General features: G+C 72.3%; 16 protein-coding genes. 10 read left to right on the forward strand and 6 right to left on the reverse strand.

The window, feature by feature from the left end:
- Nucleotides 1-100: 100 nt before the first annotated feature.
- From AC07EG_RS17070 to AC07EG_RS17095, 6 genes are all read left to right on the forward strand, one after another.
- On the forward strand, nt 101-538 hold the full coding sequence (locus AC07EG_RS17070) for a hypothetical protein (protein ID WP_478254061.1): 438 nt from the start codon (nt 101-103) through the stop codon (nt 536-538).
- Between the two features lie 207 nt (nt 539-745).
- Nucleotides 746-1,279 (forward strand): EF-hand domain-containing protein, encoded by a 534-nt coding sequence (locus AC07EG_RS17075; RefSeq protein ID WP_478254062.1) that lies wholly within the window; start codon nt 746-748, stop codon nt 1,277-1,279.
- 108 nt (nt 1,280-1,387) lie between these two features.
- Nucleotides 1,388-2,824, forward strand: coding sequence for an amino acid permease (locus AC07EG_RS17080; protein ID WP_478254063.1), 1,437 nt, complete (start codon nt 1,388-1,390; stop codon nt 2,822-2,824).
- Between the two features lie 23 nt (nt 2,825-2,847).
- Nucleotides 2,848-3,147, forward strand: a complete 300-nt coding sequence (locus AC07EG_RS17085; RefSeq protein WP_478254064.1) for a helix-turn-helix domain-containing protein — start codon at nt 2,848-2,850, stop codon at nt 3,145-3,147.
- Between the two features lie 144 nt (nt 3,148-3,291).
- Entirely contained in the window at nt 3,292-6,531 is a 3,240-nt protein-coding gene (locus AC07EG_RS17090; RefSeq protein ID WP_478254065.1) for a tetratricopeptide repeat protein, read from the forward strand.
- 12 nt (nt 6,532-6,543) lie between these two features.
- Nucleotides 6,544-7,956 carry a phenylacetate--CoA ligase family protein gene (locus tag AC07EG_RS17095; protein WP_478254066.1) on the forward strand — a complete coding sequence of 471 codons (1,413 nt, stop codon included), beginning with the start codon at nt 6,544-6,546 and terminating at the stop codon, nt 7,954-7,956.
- Between the two features lie 69 nt (nt 7,957-8,025).
- Here AC07EG_RS17095 and AC07EG_RS17100 read toward each other — a convergent pair whose 3' ends face one another.
- The 6 genes from AC07EG_RS17100 to AC07EG_RS17125 all read right to left on the reverse strand — a co-directional run bounded on the left by AC07EG_RS17100 (nt 8,026) and on the right by AC07EG_RS17125 (nt 14,163).
- Entirely contained in the window at nt 8,026-8,442 is a 417-nt protein-coding gene (locus tag AC07EG_RS17100) for an SsgA family sporulation/cell division regulator (protein ID WP_478254067.1), read from the reverse strand.
- Between the two features lie 282 nt (nt 8,443-8,724).
- Nucleotides 8,725-9,384: a PIG-L deacetylase family protein gene (locus AC07EG_RS17105; RefSeq protein ID WP_478254068.1), complete on the reverse strand. Its 660-nt coding sequence runs from the start codon at nt 9,382-9,384 to the stop codon at nt 8,725-8,727.
- Nucleotides 9,385-9,399: 15 nt separating this feature from the next.
- Entirely contained in the window at nt 9,400-11,265 is a 1,866-nt protein-coding gene (locus tag AC07EG_RS17110) for an ArnT family glycosyltransferase (RefSeq protein ID WP_478254069.1), read from the reverse strand.
- Nucleotides 11,262-12,503, reverse strand: coding sequence for a bifunctional glycosyltransferase family 2/GtrA family protein (locus AC07EG_RS17115; RefSeq protein ID WP_478254070.1), 1,242 nt, complete (start codon nt 12,501-12,503; stop codon nt 11,262-11,264). Before AC07EG_RS17115 ends, AC07EG_RS17110 begins: the two co-directional genes overlap by 4 nt.
- A 164-nt stretch (nt 12,504-12,667) precedes the next feature.
- On the reverse strand, nt 12,668-13,603 hold the full coding sequence (locus tag AC07EG_RS17120; protein ID WP_478254071.1) for a threonine ammonia-lyase: 936 nt from the start codon (nt 13,601-13,603) through the stop codon (nt 12,668-12,670).
- Nucleotides 13,486-14,163, reverse strand: a complete 678-nt coding sequence (locus AC07EG_RS17125) for a CDP-alcohol phosphatidyltransferase family protein (RefSeq protein ID WP_478254072.1) — start codon at nt 14,161-14,163, stop codon at nt 13,486-13,488. Before AC07EG_RS17125 ends, AC07EG_RS17120 begins: the two co-directional genes overlap by 118 nt.
- 255 nt (nt 14,164-14,418) lie before the next feature.
- On the opposite strand from AC07EG_RS17125, the gene AC07EG_RS17130 reads away from it, so the two are divergent.
- The 4 genes from AC07EG_RS17130 to AC07EG_RS17145 are packed head-to-tail and all read left to right on the forward strand — an operon-like array spanning nt 14,419 to nt 17,608.
- On the forward strand, nt 14,419-15,390 hold the full coding sequence (locus AC07EG_RS17130; RefSeq protein ID WP_478254073.1) for a zinc-dependent alcohol dehydrogenase: 972 nt from the start codon (nt 14,419-14,421) through the stop codon (nt 15,388-15,390).
- A gap of 3 nt (nt 15,391-15,393) precedes the next feature.
- Nucleotides 15,394-15,792, forward strand: coding sequence for a 6-pyruvoyl trahydropterin synthase family protein (locus tag AC07EG_RS17135; RefSeq protein ID WP_478254074.1), 399 nt, complete (start codon nt 15,394-15,396; stop codon nt 15,790-15,792).
- Nucleotides 15,789-16,826, forward strand: a complete 1,038-nt coding sequence (locus AC07EG_RS17140; RefSeq protein WP_478254075.1) for a glycosyltransferase family 4 protein — start codon at nt 15,789-15,791, stop codon at nt 16,824-16,826. The genes AC07EG_RS17135 and AC07EG_RS17140 overlap by 4 nt, the downstream gene beginning before the upstream one ends.
- Nucleotides 16,823-17,608 carry a methyltransferase domain-containing protein gene (locus tag AC07EG_RS17145; protein ID WP_478254076.1) on the forward strand — a complete coding sequence of 262 codons (786 nt, stop codon included), beginning with the start codon at nt 16,823-16,825 and terminating at the stop codon, nt 17,606-17,608. The genes AC07EG_RS17140 and AC07EG_RS17145 overlap by 4 nt, the downstream gene beginning before the upstream one ends.
- The last annotated feature ends 46 nt before the right edge of the window (nt 17,609-17,654 follow it).

Consider the following 17,654-nt stretch of genomic DNA (forward strand, 5'->3'; position numbering starts at 1 on the left):
CGCCTGGGGCACACCGTAGCGGGTCGGCGCGGGCGCACTTCCGGTGGAACCGGGCGCCGATCGCTTCCGCCACCGGCGGCGGCTGCATAGCGTGGTGGCGGTGCCGCAAAAGGACGTGCGCCGGAGAACCACCCGGCTCCTGCTCGCCGCACTGGGGGTCGTTTCCGGGGTGGTGGGCCTGTGGGCGCTGCTGGCCCCGATGTCGTTCTACACCGGCTTCCCCGGTTTCCGGCACGGCTGGCTGACCTACGAGGGCCCGGCGAACACCCATTTCATCCGCGACTACGGCGGGCTGAACCTGACCCTGGCGGTGATCGCCTTCGGGGCGGCGTGGGTGGGCACGCCCACCGCCGCCCGGCTGACCGGGCTGGGTGCGCTGGCCTCGTCCGTGCCGCACGGCATCTACCACCTCTCGCACCTGCCGCACTACCCGGCGGGCGAACGCCCGTTCATCGCGGCGGTCATGCTCGGGCACGCCCTGCTCCCGCTGGCCATCGTGCTGGTACCGGGGTGGCGGCCGGGTCACCGCAAGCAGTGACGCGCTCACGCGATCGCGCGGTCCGGGGGTGACCGGGGTCGACCGTGCGTCAGCGGCCGGGGCGGGGTCACCCCGCCGATCAGGAAGTTCCGGACCCAACCGGTGGCTTTGCGCCGCGATCCCTTACCCGGCCACCGATCCCGTGGTTACGCTGGAATTCCGCCAGCCGGGAATTGCGCCGGAACCCATTTTCCGAAAGGAGTCCCCATGACCACTGCGAGCGCGAACACCAGGCTCGAGCAACGATTCAAGTCCTGGGACGCCAATGGCAACGGTGCCTTGGAACGCGCCGATTTCGAGCAGGAAGCGGAACGCATCACCCGGGCGTTCGACAAGCAACCCGGCTCACCGGAGGGGCAGCGCGTGCGCGAGGCGCTCCTCGGCATCTTCGACTACCACGCCAAGGAAGCCGGGGTCGGGCCGAACGGCACGATACCCAAGGAGAAATTCCTGCAGATCGACGAAAAACTGATTTCCGAGCAGAGCGGTGCCACCTTCAACCGCGTGGTGCGCCCGCTGGTGGAGGCCGTGGTGGGACTTTGCGACCGGGACCGCGACGGCACCATCAACCGCGACGAATTCGCTGCCTACATGAGCGCCATCGGCGCCGACCCGGACAAGGCCCGCGCCGACTTCGACCAGATCGACACCAACCGGAACGGGCAGCTCACCGTCGACGAAATGCTCGGAGCCATCCGCGACTTCCACTACGGCAAACTGGAGATCGATCTCCTGGGGTGATTGCGGGCCGCCGGCGCCTCCCGGTGGTAGAGGCGCCGGCGGCCGATCCCCCGGCGAACGGTGAAGGCAGCGCTGCGGAACGCGGCCGGAACTCCTACGGTTCCCCGCATGGGAATCATGCGCACCATGGACGTCGACACGGTGCTCCAGCGGCAGGGAGCCGGCGACCTCAAGCGCCACCTGCGCGGGCGTGACCTGGTCGGATTCGGGGTCGGCATCATCATCGGCACCGGCATCTTCACCCTCGCCGGGGTGGAGGCGAAGACCCACGCCGGGCCCGCGGTGACGCTCTCGTTCGTGATCGGCGCCGTGGTCGCCGGGCTGGCCGCGCTCTGCTACGCCGAACTGGCGTCGAGCGTGCCGACCGCGGGCAGCGCGTACACCTACGCCTTCGCCACCCTCGGCGAGGTGTTCGCCTGGATCATCGGCTGGGACCTGCTGCTGGAGTTCGCGCTCGGCGCGGCGGTGGTCTCCCGCGGCTGGTCCGGTTACCTGGCGAACCTGCTCGGCCTGCCCCCGGAGTGGTTCGGCGAGGACGCCACGGTGAACGTCGGCGCGGTGCTCGTCATCGCCGTGCTGACCGCGGTCGCGGTGGCCGGGATCAAGCAGTCCGCCCGGTTCACCAACCTGCTGGTGGCGGTCAAGGTGGCGGTGTGCCTGCTGATCCTCGGCGTCGGCGTCTTCTTCGTGCAGGGGTCGAACCTGACCCCGTTCATCCCGCCGTCGCAGCCCGCCGGTGCGGACGCCGACCTGCTGCACCAGCCGGTGGTGCAGGCCGGGCTGGGGCTGGAGCAGTCGGCGTTCGGCCTGGCCGGGGTGCTCACCGCGGCGGCGATCGTGTTCTTCGCCTACACCGGGTTCGAGGCGCTGGCGAACCTGGGCGAGGAGACCAGGAACCCGCGCAAGGACCTCCGGGTCGGCATCCTCGGTGCGCTGGGCATCTGCGCGCTGCTCTACATCGGGGTCTCGCTGGTGCTGACCGGCATGGTGCCGTTCACCGACATCGACGAGGGCGCCCCGCTGGCCGACGCCTTCGACTCGGTGGGCATGCACTGGATCAGCGCGCTCATCTCACTCGGCGCGGTCACCGGGCTGACCTCGGTGATGATGGTGGAACTGGTGACCATCGGCCGGATCGGCTTCGCCATGGGGCGTGACGGCCTGCTGCCGAAGAAGCTCGGCACGGTGCACCCGCGGTGGGGCACACCGCACCGGGTGACCATTCTCGGCGCGGTGCTCATCGCGCTGCTCGCCGCCTTCGTGCCGATCACCGAGCTGTCGGACATGGTCAGCATCGGCGCCCTGTCCGCGATGATCATCGTGGCGGTCGCGGTCCCGGTGCTGCGGCGCAAGCGCCCGGACCTGCAGCGGCCGTTCACCGTGCCGTTCTCCCCGGTCCTGCCGGTGGTGGCGGCGCTGGCGTGCCTGTACCTGATGCTGAACCTGGACGTGCTGACCTGGCTCCGCTTCGCCGCCTGGCTCGCCCTCGGCCTGCTCATCTACTTCGCCTACGGCCGCCGCCACTCCCGCCTCCGCGGCGAGTGAGCGGGTGGTCAGGGGCGCTGGTAGTGCAGGCCGAACTCGGGGCCAGCGGCGCGGGCGTGGCCAGGACCGCGGCTTCGGGCCGGTTCGCCGAGCTGACCCCGCAGGAACTGCAGATCACCCAGCTCGCCGCGCGGGGACTGGCCAACCGCGACATCGCCGCCCAGCTGTACCTGAGCCCGCGGACCGTGGCTTACCACCTGTACAAGGCGTACCCCAAGCTCGGCAGCACGTCGCGCGGTGAACTCGCCGGAGCGCTGAACTGGAACGAGGGCACCCGCCGTACCCCACGCGGCGGGTGCCCTCGGTGGTGTCTCCCACGGTAATCGGCACTGGTGGACGGTGCGCTGTACTCGCGCCTGTACTCGAAATCCACCGCGTTGACCTGCGAAAACGATCCTGTGGTGCATTTGGCGGTGGCCGCCGGGCGGCATCTTGGGGAAGCTGGACGGGCATGTCTGGAGGTGCCGGTGGACAAGAAGCTGCGGGAGCGGCGCCTGCTGGCGGGGCTGACCCAGGCGCAACTGGCCGAACGGGCCGGCGTCAGCCTGCGTGCGGTGCGCAACGCCGAACTCGGCCACGTGCGCAGCTCGCGGGCCGAAACCGTGCGCCGCCTGCTGGCCGTGCTGACCGCGGAGGACCCGGTCGCCGCGCTGCGCATCCGGGTGCTCGGGCCGCTCGCGGTCGAGCAGGCCGGGGCGCCGGTGGAGCTGGGTGCCGAGAAGCAGCGGCGGTTGCTGGCGCTGCTCGCCATCCAGCCGAACCGGCTGGTGGGGCGGGACGAGATCGTCGACGTGCTGTGGGGGCACGATCCGCCGTCCTCGTGCCTGGAGCTGGTGCACACCTACGTCGCGAGGCTGCGCAAGGTGCTCGAACCCCGTCGGGTGCGCCAGGAACCGGCCCGGGTGATCACCACGGTCGACGGCGGGTACCTGCTCTCCGCCGACGAGGACCAGCTGGACCTCCTGCAGTTCGAGGCCGCGGTGCGGCGCGCCGAGGCCGCCGACGACCCGGCCACCGCGGAACGGCACTGGCTCGAGGCGCTCGGCACCTGGCGCGGCCCCGTGTTGTCCGGTTCGGAGGGTTTCCGGCAGCACCCGGTGTGCCACGCGCTCACCGCCCGCCGGTCGGCCGCCGTGCTCGCCTACGCCGGGATCGCCGGTGCGCGGGGCCACCACGAGGACGCCGTGCCGCACCTGCGGGCGCTGGTCGCCGCCGAACCCCTGCACGAAAGCGCGCACGCCGCGCTGATGCTCGCGCTCGCGGGGGCCGGGCGGCAGGCGGCGGCGCTGGAGCTGTTCGACGAGGTCCGCCGCCGGCTGGCCGACGAGCTGGGCATCGAACCGGGTGCCGAACTGCGGCAGGCCCACGAACGCGTGCTGCGGCCGGACGCACCGCCCGCCCGGCACCGCCCGGCCCAGCTGCCCGCCGACGTCCGCGGGTTCACCGGCCGGTCCGCGGAACTGGCCGCACTGGACCACCTGCTGCCGGACGACGGCACGGCGGTGCGCATCGCCGTGGTGTCCGGCACGGCGGGGGTCGGCAAAACCGCCGTGGCCCTGCGCTGGGCGCACCGGTCACGCGAGCGCTTCCCGGACGGCCAGCTCTACCTCGACCTGCGGGGGTACGGCCCGGAACGCCCGGTCGAGCCGGGTGACGCGCTGTCCGGTTTCCTGCGTGCGCTGGGCGTGCCCGGCTCGGACATCCCGGCCGAGCAGGACCAGCGCGCGGCGAGGTTCCGCACCGAACTGGACGAGCGGCAGCTGCTGCTGATCCTGGACAACGCCGGTTCGGCCGAGCAGGTGCGGCCGCTGCTGCCGGGCTCGCCGGCCTGCTCGGTGCTGGTGACCAGCCGCCAGACGCTGCCCGCGTTGATCGCCCGGTACGGGGCCCACCGCGTGCTGGTCGACCTGCTGACCCCCGGGGCCGCGCTGGCGCTGCTGCAGACCCTGCTCGGCCCGCGGGTCACCGCCGAACGCGTGGCGGCGGAGGCGCTGGCCGAGTACTGCGTGCGGTTGCCGCTCGCGCTGCGGCTGGTCGCCGAACTGGCGCTGGCGAGGCCGGAGGTGTCGCTGGCCGAGCTGGCCGCGGAACTGGCCGACGAGCGGCGGCGGCTGGACCTGCTCGACGGCGGTGGCGACCCGCGCACCGCGGTCCGCGCGGTGTTCTCGTGGTCGTACCGGCACCTGCCGCGTGACGCCGCGCGGATGTTCCGCCGGTGGGGCCTGCACCCCGGTCGCGCGATCACCGCCGACGCGGCGGCCGCGCTCGCCGACGTCGACCTGGCCGAGGCGCGGCGGCTGCTCGCCGTGCTGGTCCGCGCGCACCTGGCCGAGGAACTGCTGCCCGGCCGGTACCAGCTGCACGACCTGCTCCGGGTGTACGCCGCCGAACTGGCCGGTGAGGATCGCGACGCGCTGACCCGGTTGTTCGACCACTACGTGGCCGCCGCCGCGGTGGCGGTGGACCTGGATTCCCCGCAGGAACGGCACCTCCGGCCGAAGGCACCGCCGCCGCGGTTCCCGGACTGGCGGCCGGAGAACCCGCAGGGGTGGCTGGAGGCCGAACGCGGCAACCTGCTCGCCGTCGCCTCGCACGCCACGCGCCACGGCTGGCCCGAGCACGTGCGGCTGCTCTCCGGCCTCCTCTGGAAGTTCCTGGACCTCGGCGGTTACCACGAGGACGCGCTGATGCTGCACACGCACGCGTCCGCGTGCACCGACGGCGGCGAGCGCACCGACCCGCTGACGCTCATCGGCCTCGGGTACTGGCGGGTCGGGCGGTCGAAGGAAGCCCTGAGCTACCTCGAAGAAGCACTGGACGGCGCGCGGAAGAGCGGCAACCGCAACACCGAGAGCTACGTGCTGAACACGCTCGGCCTGGTCTGCCGGGGGCTCGGCCGGTTCGCCGACGCGCTGGGGTACCTGGAGCAGGCGCTGGACCTGGCCAGGGAAACCGGCGACCGGACCAGCGAGGGACTGGTGCTGGTGGTGCTGGGCGCGACCTGCCGCGGCATGGGCCGCTACCACGACGCCGCGCGGTACCTGCACCTCGCGCTCGCCGCCGCGCGGGACACCGGTGACCGCACCAGTGAGGGTTACGTGCGGGTGAACCTTGGAGATGTGCTTTCCGCACAAGGAAAACACGAAGCCGCGGTGTCCTCTTTGGAGCAGGGGCTGGCGTTGTTCGCCGAGACCGGCACGCGGACCAGCGAGGGGTACGCGCTGGGCATCCTCGGTGGTGCGCTGCGTTCGCTCGGCCGGTGCGACGAGGCGCTGGAGCGGCTGGACCAGGCGCTGGCGGTGTCCCGCGAAACCGGCGGGCGGATCAACGAGGGTGTGGCGCTCAAGCACCGCGGGGACGTCCACCGGGACCTGGGCCGGTACGACGAAGCCGCCCGGTGCCTGACCGAAGCGCTGGCCATCGCACGCGAATGCGCGGACCGCGGGGTCGAATCGCGCGTGCTGAACTCGCTGGGAGCACTGGCCCGCGCCCGCCGGGAACCGCTCGAAGCCGCCGGGTTCTTCCGGGACGCACTGGGCATCGCGGTCGAAACCGGCTGCATCGGCGACCAGGCGGCCGCGCACCACGGCCTGGGCGAGGCCACCGGCGAACGCGAGCACTGGGACCACGCACTGGCGTTGTACGCGGAGATGGGGGTGCCGGAGGCGGACGAGATCCGGGCCCGGCTCGACCTGGCCCGGGTCTGACACCATGCGGGCATGGATTCCGAGCGCGTGACGCGGGCCTACGAACGGTTCTTCGCCGGCGAACCGGCCGCGATGGACCCGGTGGCCCTGTTCCACCAGGTGGCCGGCTCGGTGCCGGCCTACCGGAAGTTCCTGCACGAGCACGGGGTCGACCCGGCCACCATCACCTCGCGGCCGGACTTCGAACGGCTGCCGTTGCTGGACAAGGCCACCTACCACCAGCGGTACCCGCTGCCGGAGCTGTGCCGCGACGGCAGGCTGGACGACCTGGACATGATCGCGGTCTCGTCGGGGTCGAGCGGCACACCGACGATCTGGCCGCGCTCACTGGCCGACGAACTGGAAGTGGCGCGCCGGTTCGAGCAGGTGTTCCGCGGGTTCGCCGCGGACGAGCGCCGGACCCTGGCGGTGGTCTGCTTCCCGCTCGGCACCTGGGTCGGCGGCCTGTTCACCACGGCTTGCGTGCGGCACCTGGCGGCCAAGGGCTTCCCGATCACCGTGGTGGCGCCCGGCAACAACAAGGCGGAGATCCTGCGGGTGCTGCCGGAATTGGCGCCGCACTTCGAGCAGGTGGTGCTGCTCGGCTACCCGCCGTTCGTCAAGGACGTGGTGGACAGCGGCGGTGACTGGTCGCGGTACCGCACCAAGCTGGTGCTCGCGGGTGAGGTGTTCAGCGAACAATGGCGCGACCTGATGGCCGAACGCGCCGGGATGGCCGATCCGGTGCGTGATTCGGTCTCCCTGTACGGCACCGCCGACGCCGGGGTGCTGGGCAACGAGACCGCGTTGTCGGTGGCCGTCCGCCGGTTCCTGGCGGCCCGGCCGGAGCTGGCCAGGGCGGTCTTCGGCGCCGACCGGCTGCCGACCCTGGTCCAGTACGACCCGGCGAGCCGGTACTTCGAGGTGACGGACGGCACACTGCTGTTCACCGGTGACAACGGGATTCCGCTGATCCGCTACCACATCGCCGACGAGGGCGGGGTGTACGCGCACGACGACCTGCTGGAGATCTGCGTGCGTCACGGCTTCGAACCGCCGGGGGGCGAGGAGTTGCCGTTCGTCTACGTCTTCGGCCGTTCGCTGTTCACCGTGTCCTTCTTCGGGGCGAACGTCTATCCGGAGAACGTGACCGTGGGGCTGGAGCAGCCGGGGATCAGCGACTGGGTCACCGGCAAGTTCGTGCTCGAGGCGGTCGAGGACGAGCAGCGGGACCGGCGGCTGAGGGTGACCGTGGAACTCGCGCCCGGCCGGGGCGGGGACCCGGCCGCGGTGGCGGAGTCGATCCGGGCGCAACTGGTGCGGTTGAACAGCGAGTTCGCCCACTACGTGCCCGCCGACCGGCAACTGCCCGAAGTGGAGCTGCGGGACGCGGGTGATCCGGAGTACTTCCCGGTCGGCGTGAAGCACCGCTACACCCGCCGCTGACCGCCGTGGCGGTCCGGAGTGGACGGGGAGTGGCGGCCGGCTGACGCGCCGTGTCCACTGTGGCCGGGCTCAGCCGTGCGGCGAGGTGAGCTTGATCAGTTCCTGCTCGAAGTCGAACCACTGGTGCTCGGAACCGGCGGGGATCTTCTCGTAGGTGCGGTCGAGGAACGCGGCGATCTCCGCCGACGGGGCTTCCATCACCGCTTCGCCGTCCGGCGTGATCAGCTCGAAGACCACGAACTCCGGGTCGTTGGCCGGGCTGATCCGCAGGTCGCCGAGGCCGGCCGGGGCCAGCAGGCCGTCGGCGAGCAGGTCGCGGGCGCACATCCACTGCACGTTGCCGCGCCCGGTGTGGAACGTGACGGCCACCGCGTACGGGTCGCTGGTGTCGTACACCAGCTCCGCGGGGAGCGGCGCCGGGTCCGCGGCGAAGGTGCGCAGTCCGAAGACGATGTTGGCGCGGGTGGTGTCCTGGTAGTCGGGCATCGTCGGGGGTCCTTCCGATTTCGTAACTCGGCTCTCCCTATAGAGAACGCGCGAACACTCCTCGTGGAACATGAAATGACTTCGCTTCATCCCAAAGGAGGAGTGCCGGGTGATCTTGACTCACCCATCCGCGCGAACGGACTGTGACCCGGGTAACTTCCGGGGCAGTTTCGGGGTCCGTTGCCGACACCGGGTACAACGATCCGGCCCCGGGGGCGATTCCGGTCGGAAGGATCGCGAACGCCACATACCGAACGAGTGACGGAGCGCCCGCGAGGAGGTCTAGACGCCGGTGAGCACGGGCAGCAGCGCCTTCGACACCACGAACGCCTCGTAGTAGCGCGGGACGCCGTTCTCCACCGCCCCGGCTTGCCGCGCCCACCACCGGGCGCGGTCCAGCACGGTCTCGCGGTGCATGAAGCCCTTGTCCGCTTCGGACTTGTAGCAGGCCAGCGCCTTCAGCTTGACGTCGATGTGCGGGGTGATGTCGGTGTAGAGCTGCGGGGTGAACGAATCCGCCAGGCACGGCGGCTCACCCTGCAGGACCAGCCCGACGTGCCCGGCCCGGTGGGCGACCGTGGTCGCCACCGTGCCGACCACCTGGTGGTCCTGGTGCTCACGCGGGCCGGGGTAGTGGGTGAGCACGATGGACGGCCGCACCCGGCGGATGTGCTGCTCGATCCGGTCGAACAGGGCCCGCCCGGCGGTCAGCGCGCCGTCCTCGAAGTCCTCGACGACCAGCTCGGTGCCGACCACCGCGGCGGCCAGCCTGGCCTCCTTGGGCCGGAGGTAGGACTGCTCGACGTCGCTGTTGGCGCCGTCGGTGAGCGACAGCACCGACAACGCGTAACCCCGCGCGCGCAGGGCGGCGAAGGTGCCGAAGCAGGCCAGTTCGGCGTCGTCCGGGTGCGCGAACACCGCGAGTGCGACCGGTTTGTCCATGGGTCCTCCCCAACCTCAGGTGCAGCTGAACAACTTCTGGGGCGGCTGACCGCCGCCGTAGGCAGCGGGGTCGACCAGCACGCACCGCCGCTCCAGCCACGCCGCGCGCTCCTGCTGCGCGGGTGCGCTCGGCCCCCGCCCGAGGCTGCTCAGCACGAACCGCAGCCTGCCCTGCGCCACCCAGTCCGAAAGCTGCGCCGTCGAGGGCGCCGGGTCCGCGCCGGCGTACCCGCCGAGGCCGACCACGGTGGCGTCGGTGTGGATGAGGAACGGCGAGGTCGCGGTCGAGCCCCGTTCGACCGCCAGCACGATCTCCGCTCCGCCACCGTTCTCCTCGGCGTAGGCCAGCACGCGCCGGTTCTCCTGGCTGAGATCGGCGGTGAGCAACCCGCCGAACCCGCCGGGGCTGCCCTTCATCTTGGCGAACAGTTCACTGAGTGGACCGGCGGACGGCAATACCCCGATCCGGTTGCCGTCCAGCGCGGTGCCGACGGACCACACCGCGGGCGCCAGCACGAGCGCGGCCAGGGTCAGCCCCAGCGCGGGGCGGCGCAGGTCGGCCCGCCGCTTCGCGAGCACCAGCGCGAGCACCGCCGCGACCCCGGCCACCAGCACGGCCCAGCGCAGCCAGCCGTGCCAGGTGAGGTTGCGGGAAACCACCACCCACGCCCAGCCCGTGGTGAGCACCACGGCCAGCGGCAGCAGCACCCAGGCGGCGGTGCGCCCCAGGTGGTGCCGCCACAGCAGCGGGATGCCCGCCGCGCACAGCGCCGCGACCGCCGGGGCCAGCATGGCCGAGGTGTACGGGTGCATCACGCCCTGCGCGAAGCTGAACAGCAGCCCGGCCAGCAGCAGCCAGCTGCCCCACAGCACCCAGCCGGCGCGCTGCCCGCGCTCCGCCCGGCGGAGGCCGGCCACCGCGGGCACCAGCACCAGCAACGCCAGCGGCAGCAGCCAGGAGATCTGCCCGCCGCCCGCCGCGCCGAACATCCGGGTGATGCCGGAGGCGCCACCGGCCACGCCAACGTTGCCGCCGCCAGGCTGCGCGGCGGCGGCAACGCCGCCTTCGGCTCCGAACAGCCTGCCGAAACCGTTGTAGCCGAAGATCAGGTCCATCGCGGTGCCGTCGGCGGTCGAGGCCATGTACGGCTTCTCGCCCGGCCACCAGTCCCGCAGCGCGGGCCACCAGAACGACGAGACGAACAGCACCAGCCCGGCGGCGAGCAGGTCGAGCAGCCGGCGGCGGACCGGGCCGCTGGTGCCGGCGAGGTAGGCGGCGGCGAACCCGGGCACCACGATCCACGCCTGCAGCATCTTCGTGGTGAACGCGCAGCCGACGAAGAACGCCGACCACAGCAGCCACCCGGGGTGCCTGCCGCCGTCGATCGAGCGCGTGAGCGCGTACGCGGCGGCGACCAGCAGCAGCACCAGCAGCGTGTCGGGCAGGTTGACCTGGTTGACCGCGACGGTGATCGGGGTGAGCGCGAGCAGCAGCGCGGCGAACAGACCGGCCGGTTCCCCCGCCCACCGGCGCACGGTCCGGTGCAGCAGGAACACCGCGCCGACCCCGGCCAGCACCTGCGGCAGCAGGACGGCCCAGCCGTGGTAACCGAAGATCCACACCGACACCACCTGCGGCCACAGCGCCATCGGCGGTTTGTCCACCGAAACCGCACCCGCCGGGTCGTAGGCGCCGAACAGGAAGTTGGTGAAGCCGGACGACATCGCCTTCACACCGGCGGTGTAGTAGGTGTTGCCCCAGCTGCCGGAGGTGAAGCCCCAGGCGTAGAGCAGCGCGGCCAGCAGGCAGGTCCCGGCCAGCGCCCAGACCGGCCAGCGCGGGCTCGTGGTGACCGGTGCCCGCTGTTCGGTGGTGGTCATTCCGCCGCTCCCCTCCGGCGGAACACCCAGTTGCGCAGCAACAGGAACCGGCCCGTGGTGCCGAGGATCGACGACACCAGCAGCACCACCAGTTCCAGCACGCGTGACGCGTCCGGGACCAGCCAGTGCAACAGCAGCAGCGCGCCCGAGGTGAACCCGTAGTACAACGCGAAGACGATCAATCCCTGGAAATGCACCCGTCCGGTGGAATGCCGTCGGCCCGCGAAGGTGTACCGGCGATTGGCTTCGGTGTTGAACAGGGTGGTCAGCGTGAGCGCGGTCAAATTGGCCAGCAGCAGCGGCAGCCATTCCCGGAAAATCGCGTACAGGGTCAGCGTCGCGACCGTGGAAATGGCGCCGACGATGGCGAACGAGAGCAATTGCCAGGAAAGCGCGCCCGCCTGCCCGCCGAGCACCGGGTCGGGGTGGATCGGCTTCGGGTCGGGCCGCTGCGGCAGTTCGTCCACCCGCGCGGTGCCCCGCGCCTTGGCCCTGGCCACCCGGATCAGCCCGCGGATGTCGTGCCAGGCGGTGCTGGTCACCTCCACCCTGGTGTCCACGTCCTCGATCCAGTCGACCGGCACCTCGTGCACGCGCAGCCCGTTGTGCTCGGCGAGCAGCAGCAGTTCGGTGTCGAAGAACCAGCCGTCGTCGTGCACGTGGTGCAGCAGCGGCCGGATGATGTCGGCGCGGGCGGCCTTGAAACCGCACTGCGCGTCGCGGAACCGGGCGCCGTGGGTGAGCCGGATCAACGCGTTGTAGGAGCGGGAGATGAACTCGCGCTGCAGGCCGCGGATGGTCCGCGCGCCGGGGGCGTGGCGCGAGCCGATGGCCAGGTCGGAGTGCCCGTTGGCGAGCGGGGCCACCAGCGGCAGCAGTGCGTCCAGCCCGGTGGACAGGTCGGCGTCCATGTAGACCACCACGTCGGCTTCGCTGCCGCCCCACGCCTCGCGCAGGGCCCGGCCGCGACCGGCCACGTCGAGGTGCCGCACCCGGACGCGCTCGTCGTTGCGCGCCAGCGCGCTGGCCACTTCGAGCGTGCCGTCCTCGCTGCCGTTGTCCATCACCGTGATGGTCCAGTCGTACGGGAAGTTCTCGCGGAGGTAGGCCCGCAGCACCTCGACCGTGCCGGTGAGCGCGCGTTCTTCGTTGTACACCGGCACCACGATGTCCACCGTGGTGGTGCTCAGCGAAATGGGGGCGGCCGGAATCGGGGTGGCTTCGGCAGATCTTGGCATCGCCTCTCGTTTCCTTCCAAGGAGGTCGAAATGCGCGCGGAGCAAAAAGACCGGTCCGGATTACTGTGCCAGCCGGAACCGCGCCCGCCCAACCCCCTAATTGCGCACCCGTTTCCCCCCTTACCGGTGAACGGCAGCGGTTTCAGGAAAAGCCAAGCCCGGTATCAGTGCACGGCGGCGGCCAGCGAGGACGGGGTGATGTTGCGCCCGGTCACCACGGCGACCGCCCGGCCCCGCGGTTTTGCTTTGCCCGCAAGCAAAGCCGCCACCGCGACGGCTCCGGCGGCCTCGGCGACCACCCCGCGTGCGGTGAGCAGGTACCGCATGGCCGCGCGGATTTCCCCGTCGGTCACGGTGTGCAGTTCGGCCACGTGCTCGGCGATCAGCCCGATGGTGACCGAACCCGGTTCCACCCCACCGGCGACCCCGTCGGCGATCGTCTCCCCGATCGGCACGTCGATCGCGCGGCCCGCGCGCACGGACTCGGACACCGCCGTCGACGCGGCGGATTCGACGCCCACGATCCGGACGTCGTCCCGGCCGGCGGCCCACAACCCGAGCCCCGCGGCCAGGCCACCGCCGCCGATCGGGCACACCACGGTCACCGGCCCGGGAACCTGCTCGTCGAGTTCGAGGCCGATGGTGCCCTGGCCCGCGATCACGTCCGGATCGTTGTAGGCCGAGAGGTAGTGGGCCCCGGCCGCGGCCAGCTCCAGCGCGTGCCGCTCGGCGTCGTCGTAGGAACCACCCGTCTCGACCAGGTCGACGCCGTACGCGCGGAGCGCGGAAACCTTGGCGGGAGAGGCGTTCCCGGGCACCACCACGGTGGCGCGGCGGCCGAGGACCCCGGCCGCGTGGGCGACGCCGAGCCCGTGGTTGCCCGCCGACGCGGTCACCGGTACGACGTGCCCCGGCAGGTTCGCCAGCGCGTTGAGCGCACCGCGGACCTTGAAGGCGCCGGTCGGCTGGAAGGTCTCCAGCTTCAGCAGCAACCCGTCGTCACCCGCGTGGACGGGGGTCGGGGCGAGCCGTGCGGAGAGCGTGCGGCCCGCCTCGGCCACGGCCGCGCGATCCGGGGTGCGGACTCGGCGAATGCCCATGCCGCCAGATTAGGCGTGAACCGGAACTCGTGCCGCGACCACAGCCGGCCGGTGTCGCGGCCGAACGACCACACCAGTGCCGCCAGCGCCGCGGCCGCGAGCACCGCGGGCAGCGGGTCCGGCAGCACCCGCGCGCTCACCACGACCAGCACCACGCCCTGCACCACGCACACCGCCTTGCGGGCCGTGCTCGGCGGCAACTCGCCCCGCAGCCACGGCGCGACCCACGCGGCGGCGGCGAACAGGTACCGCATCGCGCCGATGGCGAGCACCCACGGCCCGGTCACCGCGGCGGCCGGCACGCTGAGCACCAGGATCAGGAAGGCGTCGACCTCCATGTCGAACCGGGCACCCGCCGCGGACGCGCTGCCGGTGCGCCGCGCCACCCGCCCGTCCACCGCGTCCAGCACGAGGGCCACCGAGGCGAGGACCACCAGCAGCGGCCGGTGGGTCCCTTCGGCGACCAGCAGCACCACCCCGCCGACGAGCGCCGCCCGCCCGACCGTCACCCGGTTCGCCGGCCCGAGGTCCCACGGCCCGCCGAACGCCGCGGTCAGCACCCCCCCACAGCGCCGCGGTGTACGCACCGGCCGCCAGCCAGCCCAGCGGACCGGCACCGGTGTACCCGCCCAGCGCGGTGAGCAGCACCAGCTGCCCGAGCAACCAGCGTGCTGCTTCCCGGCCCAGTGGGAACTTCATGGGGTCCTCCCTCTGCTCACCCGGTCCCACGTACCACCGGCCCGAACGGTTCAAGCGGGCCGGAACCCCGTCCGTCGGCATATCCTGGCGAGGCGATCTTCGAACCCGGGAGGGAAATGCACCGCGCTTTCTGGCTCCGCGCTCCTGGCGAGGGCGAACTCCGGCCGGTCGACCCGCCACCACCCGGCGACGACGAGGTCCTCGTCCGGACCCTGTTCTCCGGCGTCAGCCGCGGTACCGAAACGCTCGTCTTCCGCGGGCTGGTGCCGGAAAGCCAGCACCGGGTGATGCGGGCGCCGTTCCAGGAAGGGGAGTTCCCGGGCCCGGTCAAGTACGGCTACCTCAACGTCGGCGTGGTCGAACGGGGCCCGGCGCACCTGCGCGGTCGCACCGTCTTCTGCCTCTACCCGCACCAGACGGCGTACGTGGTCCCGGCGAGCGCGGTGACCCCGGTACCGGAGACCGTGCCGCCCGAGCGCGCCATCCTGGCGGGCACCGTGGAAACCGCGGTCAACGCGGTCTGGGACGCCGGGCCGCAGGTCGGGGACCGGATCGCGGTGGTCGGCGGGGGCATGGTCGGCTGCTCGGTGGCCGCCATCCTGGCGGGGTTCCCCGGGGCGCGGGTGCAACTCGTCGACGCCGATCCGGCACGGGCGGGTGTGGCCGAAGCGCTGGGCGTCGGTTTCGCCGGTCCCGAGGAAGCCGCTGGTGACTGCGACCTGGTCGTCCACGCCAGCACCACCGAACGCGGGCTGGTGCGCTCGCTGGAACTGCTCGCCACGGACGGCGTGGTGGTGGAACTGAGCTGGTACGGCGAGCAGCGGATCACCCTGCCGCTGGGGGAGTCGTTCCACTCGCGACGGTTGGCCATCCGCGCCAGCCAGGTCGGGGTGGTCTCCCCGGCCCGGCGCACCCGCAACACCTACGCCGACCGCATGGCGCTGGCGCTGGACCTGCTCGCCGACGCCCGGTTCGACGCCCTGATCACCGGGGAGAGCCCCTTCGGCGAACTGCCCGAGGTGCTGCCCCGGCTGGCCGCCGGTGACCTGCCGGCGCTGTGCCACCGCATCGTCTACTCAGGAGAGTGAGCCTTGTTCAGTGTGAACGTCCGCGGGCACATCATGGTCGCGCACAGCTTCCGCGGGGCGGTGTTCGGCCCCGCGCAGCAGTTGCACGGCGCGACCTTCGTGGTGGACGCCACCTTCAAGCGGCCGGAACTGGACGCGGACAACATCGTCGTCGACATCGGCCTCGCCACCGAGCAACTGGGCGCGGTGCTCGGTGAACTGAACTACCGCAACCTCGACGAGGTGCCGGAGTTCGCCGGTACCAACACCTCCACCGAGTTCCTGGCCAAGGTGATCGCCGACCGCCTCGCGGTGAAGGTGGCCGAAGGCGCGCTGGGCGAAGGCGCGAGCGGGCTCACCGGCATCACCGTGACCCTGCACGAATCACACGTCGCCTGGGCCAGCTACGAGCGGTCGCTGTGACGGCGGTGCACGTCGTCCTGCCGGGGGACGTGGACGACCCGCTGGTGCCCAGCGGCGGCAACACCTACGACCGCCGGATCTGCGACGGCCTGCGTGAACTCGGCTGGCAGGTGCACGAATCGGCGGTCGACGGCAGCTGGCCCGAACCGGGTGACCAGGCGTGCGACCGGCTGGCGGGCCTGCTCACCGGCCTGCCGGCGGGCGCGCTGGTGCTGCTCGACGGACTGGTCGCCTGCGGGGTCCCGGAGATCATCACCCCGCACGCGGAACGGCTGCGCCTGGCCGTGCTGGTGCACCTGCCGCTGCGGGTCGAGCACCCCGGTCTGGACCACCTCGAACGCGCGACGCTGCACGCGGTGCGGGCGGTGATCGCCACCAGCGAATGGGCGGCCGGGCAGCTGGCCGCCCACCACGGTCTCGGCCGGGTGCACGACGTGCCGCCGGGCACCGACACCGCCCCGGTCGCCGCCGGGACCGACGGGGTGCGGCAGCTGCTCTGCCCGGCCGCGGTGACCCGTCGCAAGGGCCAGGACCTGCTGGTGCAAGCGCTTGCGCAGCTGACCGGCCTCGACTGGCACTGCCGGTGCGTCGGCACGACCACCCGTGACCCCGGCTACGCCGCCGAGGTGGCGGAACTGGTCACCGAACGCGGTCTCGGCGAGCGGATCGAACTGCCCGGCCCCCGCACCGGCGCGGAGCTGGCCGCCGAGTTCGAACGGGCGGACCTCGTCGTGCTGCCGTCGCGGGCGGAGACCTTCGGCATGGTGATCACCGAGGCGCTGGCCCGCGGCATCCCGGTGCTCGCGAGCGACGTCGACGCCGTGCCGGAAACCCTCGGCACGGCTCCGGAAGGAGTCGTGCCCGGCCTGCTCGTCCCACCCGAACCGGACGCACTGGCCAAGGCCCTGCGCGCCTGGCTGACCGACGGCCCGTTGCGGGAACGCCTGCGCGAATCGGCTTACGCCCGCCGCGCCACGCTCTCCGGCTGGGACCACACCGCGAGAAAACTCGCCCACATCCTGGAGCACGCATGACGGGGTTCTCCACCGAATGGCTCGACCTGCGCGAACCAGCCGATGCGGCAGCACGCGCCGGGGAACTGCTGGAACCGCTGCGCGAGCGCCTGAGCCCGCCGCTGCACATCCGCGACCTCGGCTGCGGCACCGGTTCGATGGCCCGCTGGCTGTCCGCCGAGCTCCCGGGGCCGCAGCGGTGGACCCTGCACGACCGCGACACCGCGCTGCTGGCCGAGGCCGCCAAGCGCCTGCCCGGCGGCGTCGAGGTGCGCACGGCCCGGGGTGACGTGACGAACCTCGACGCCACCGACTTCGCCGGGACCTCGCTGGTCACCGCCTCGGCGTTGCTCGACCTGCTGACCGCGGAAGAGGTCTTCGCACTGGCCACGGCCTGCGCGGGCGTGCCCGCCCTGCTGACGCTGTCGGTGGTGGGCGAGGTCGAGCTGACCCCGGCCGAGCCGCTGGACGCCGACCTCACCGCCGCGTTCAACGCGCACCAGCGGCGGGTCGACCGCGGCAGGCAACTGCTCGGCCCGGACAGCGTGCCGGTGGCCGCCGAAGCGTTCGGCGCGCACGGCGCCACCGTCCGGGTCGCCGCCAGCGACTGGCAGCTGGACGCGGCCCATTCGGCGCTGCTGCCGGCATGGCTCACCGGCTGGGTCGGCGCGGCCGTCGAGCAGGAACCCGCGCTCGGGCCCGCCGCCGAGCGCTACCTGCGGGCGCGGCTGGCCGCGTGCGCGGCCGGTGAGCTGCGGGTGGCGGTGCGCCACCGGGACCTGCTGGCTTTGCCGCCGGGTTGATCGAACACGTGGACGTTCCCCCCGATCTTGGTTAGCGTGTGTGGCC

This window comes from Amycolatopsis sp. NPDC045836 (assembly GCF_056431745.1).

Coding starts and splice junctions, on each gene's coding strand:
- AC07EG_RS17075 (WP_478254062.1), top strand. CDS start 746: ATGACCACTGCGAGCGCGAACACCAGGCTCGAGCAACGATTCAAGTCC.
- AC07EG_RS17115 (WP_478254070.1), bottom strand. CDS start 12,503: ATGCCAAGATCTGCCGAAGCCACCCCGATTCCGGCCGCCCCCATTTCG.
- AC07EG_RS17095 (WP_478254066.1), top strand. CDS start 6,544: ATGGATTCCGAGCGCGTGACGCGGGCCTACGAACGGTTCTTCGCCGGC.
- AC07EG_RS17130 (WP_478254073.1), top strand. CDS start 14,419: ATGCACCGCGCTTTCTGGCTCCGCGCTCCTGGCGAGGGCGAACTCCGG.
- AC07EG_RS17120 (WP_478254071.1), bottom strand. CDS start 13,603: ATGGGCATTCGCCGAGTCCGCACCCCGGATCGCGCGGCCGTGGCCGAG.
- AC07EG_RS17145 (WP_478254076.1), top strand. CDS start 16,823: ATGACGGGGTTCTCCACCGAATGGCTCGACCTGCGCGAACCAGCCGAT.
- AC07EG_RS17110 (WP_478254069.1), bottom strand. CDS start 11,265: ATGACCACCACCGAACAGCGGGCACCGGTCACCACGAGCCCGCGCTGG.
- AC07EG_RS17105 (WP_478254068.1), bottom strand. CDS start 9,384: ATGGACAAACCGGTCGCACTCGCGGTGTTCGCGCACCCGGACGACGCC.
- AC07EG_RS17100 (WP_478254067.1), bottom strand. CDS start 8,442: ATGCCCGACTACCAGGACACCACCCGCGCCAACATCGTCTTCGGACTG.
- AC07EG_RS17080 (WP_478254063.1), top strand. CDS start 1,388: ATGGGAATCATGCGCACCATGGACGTCGACACGGTGCTCCAGCGGCAG.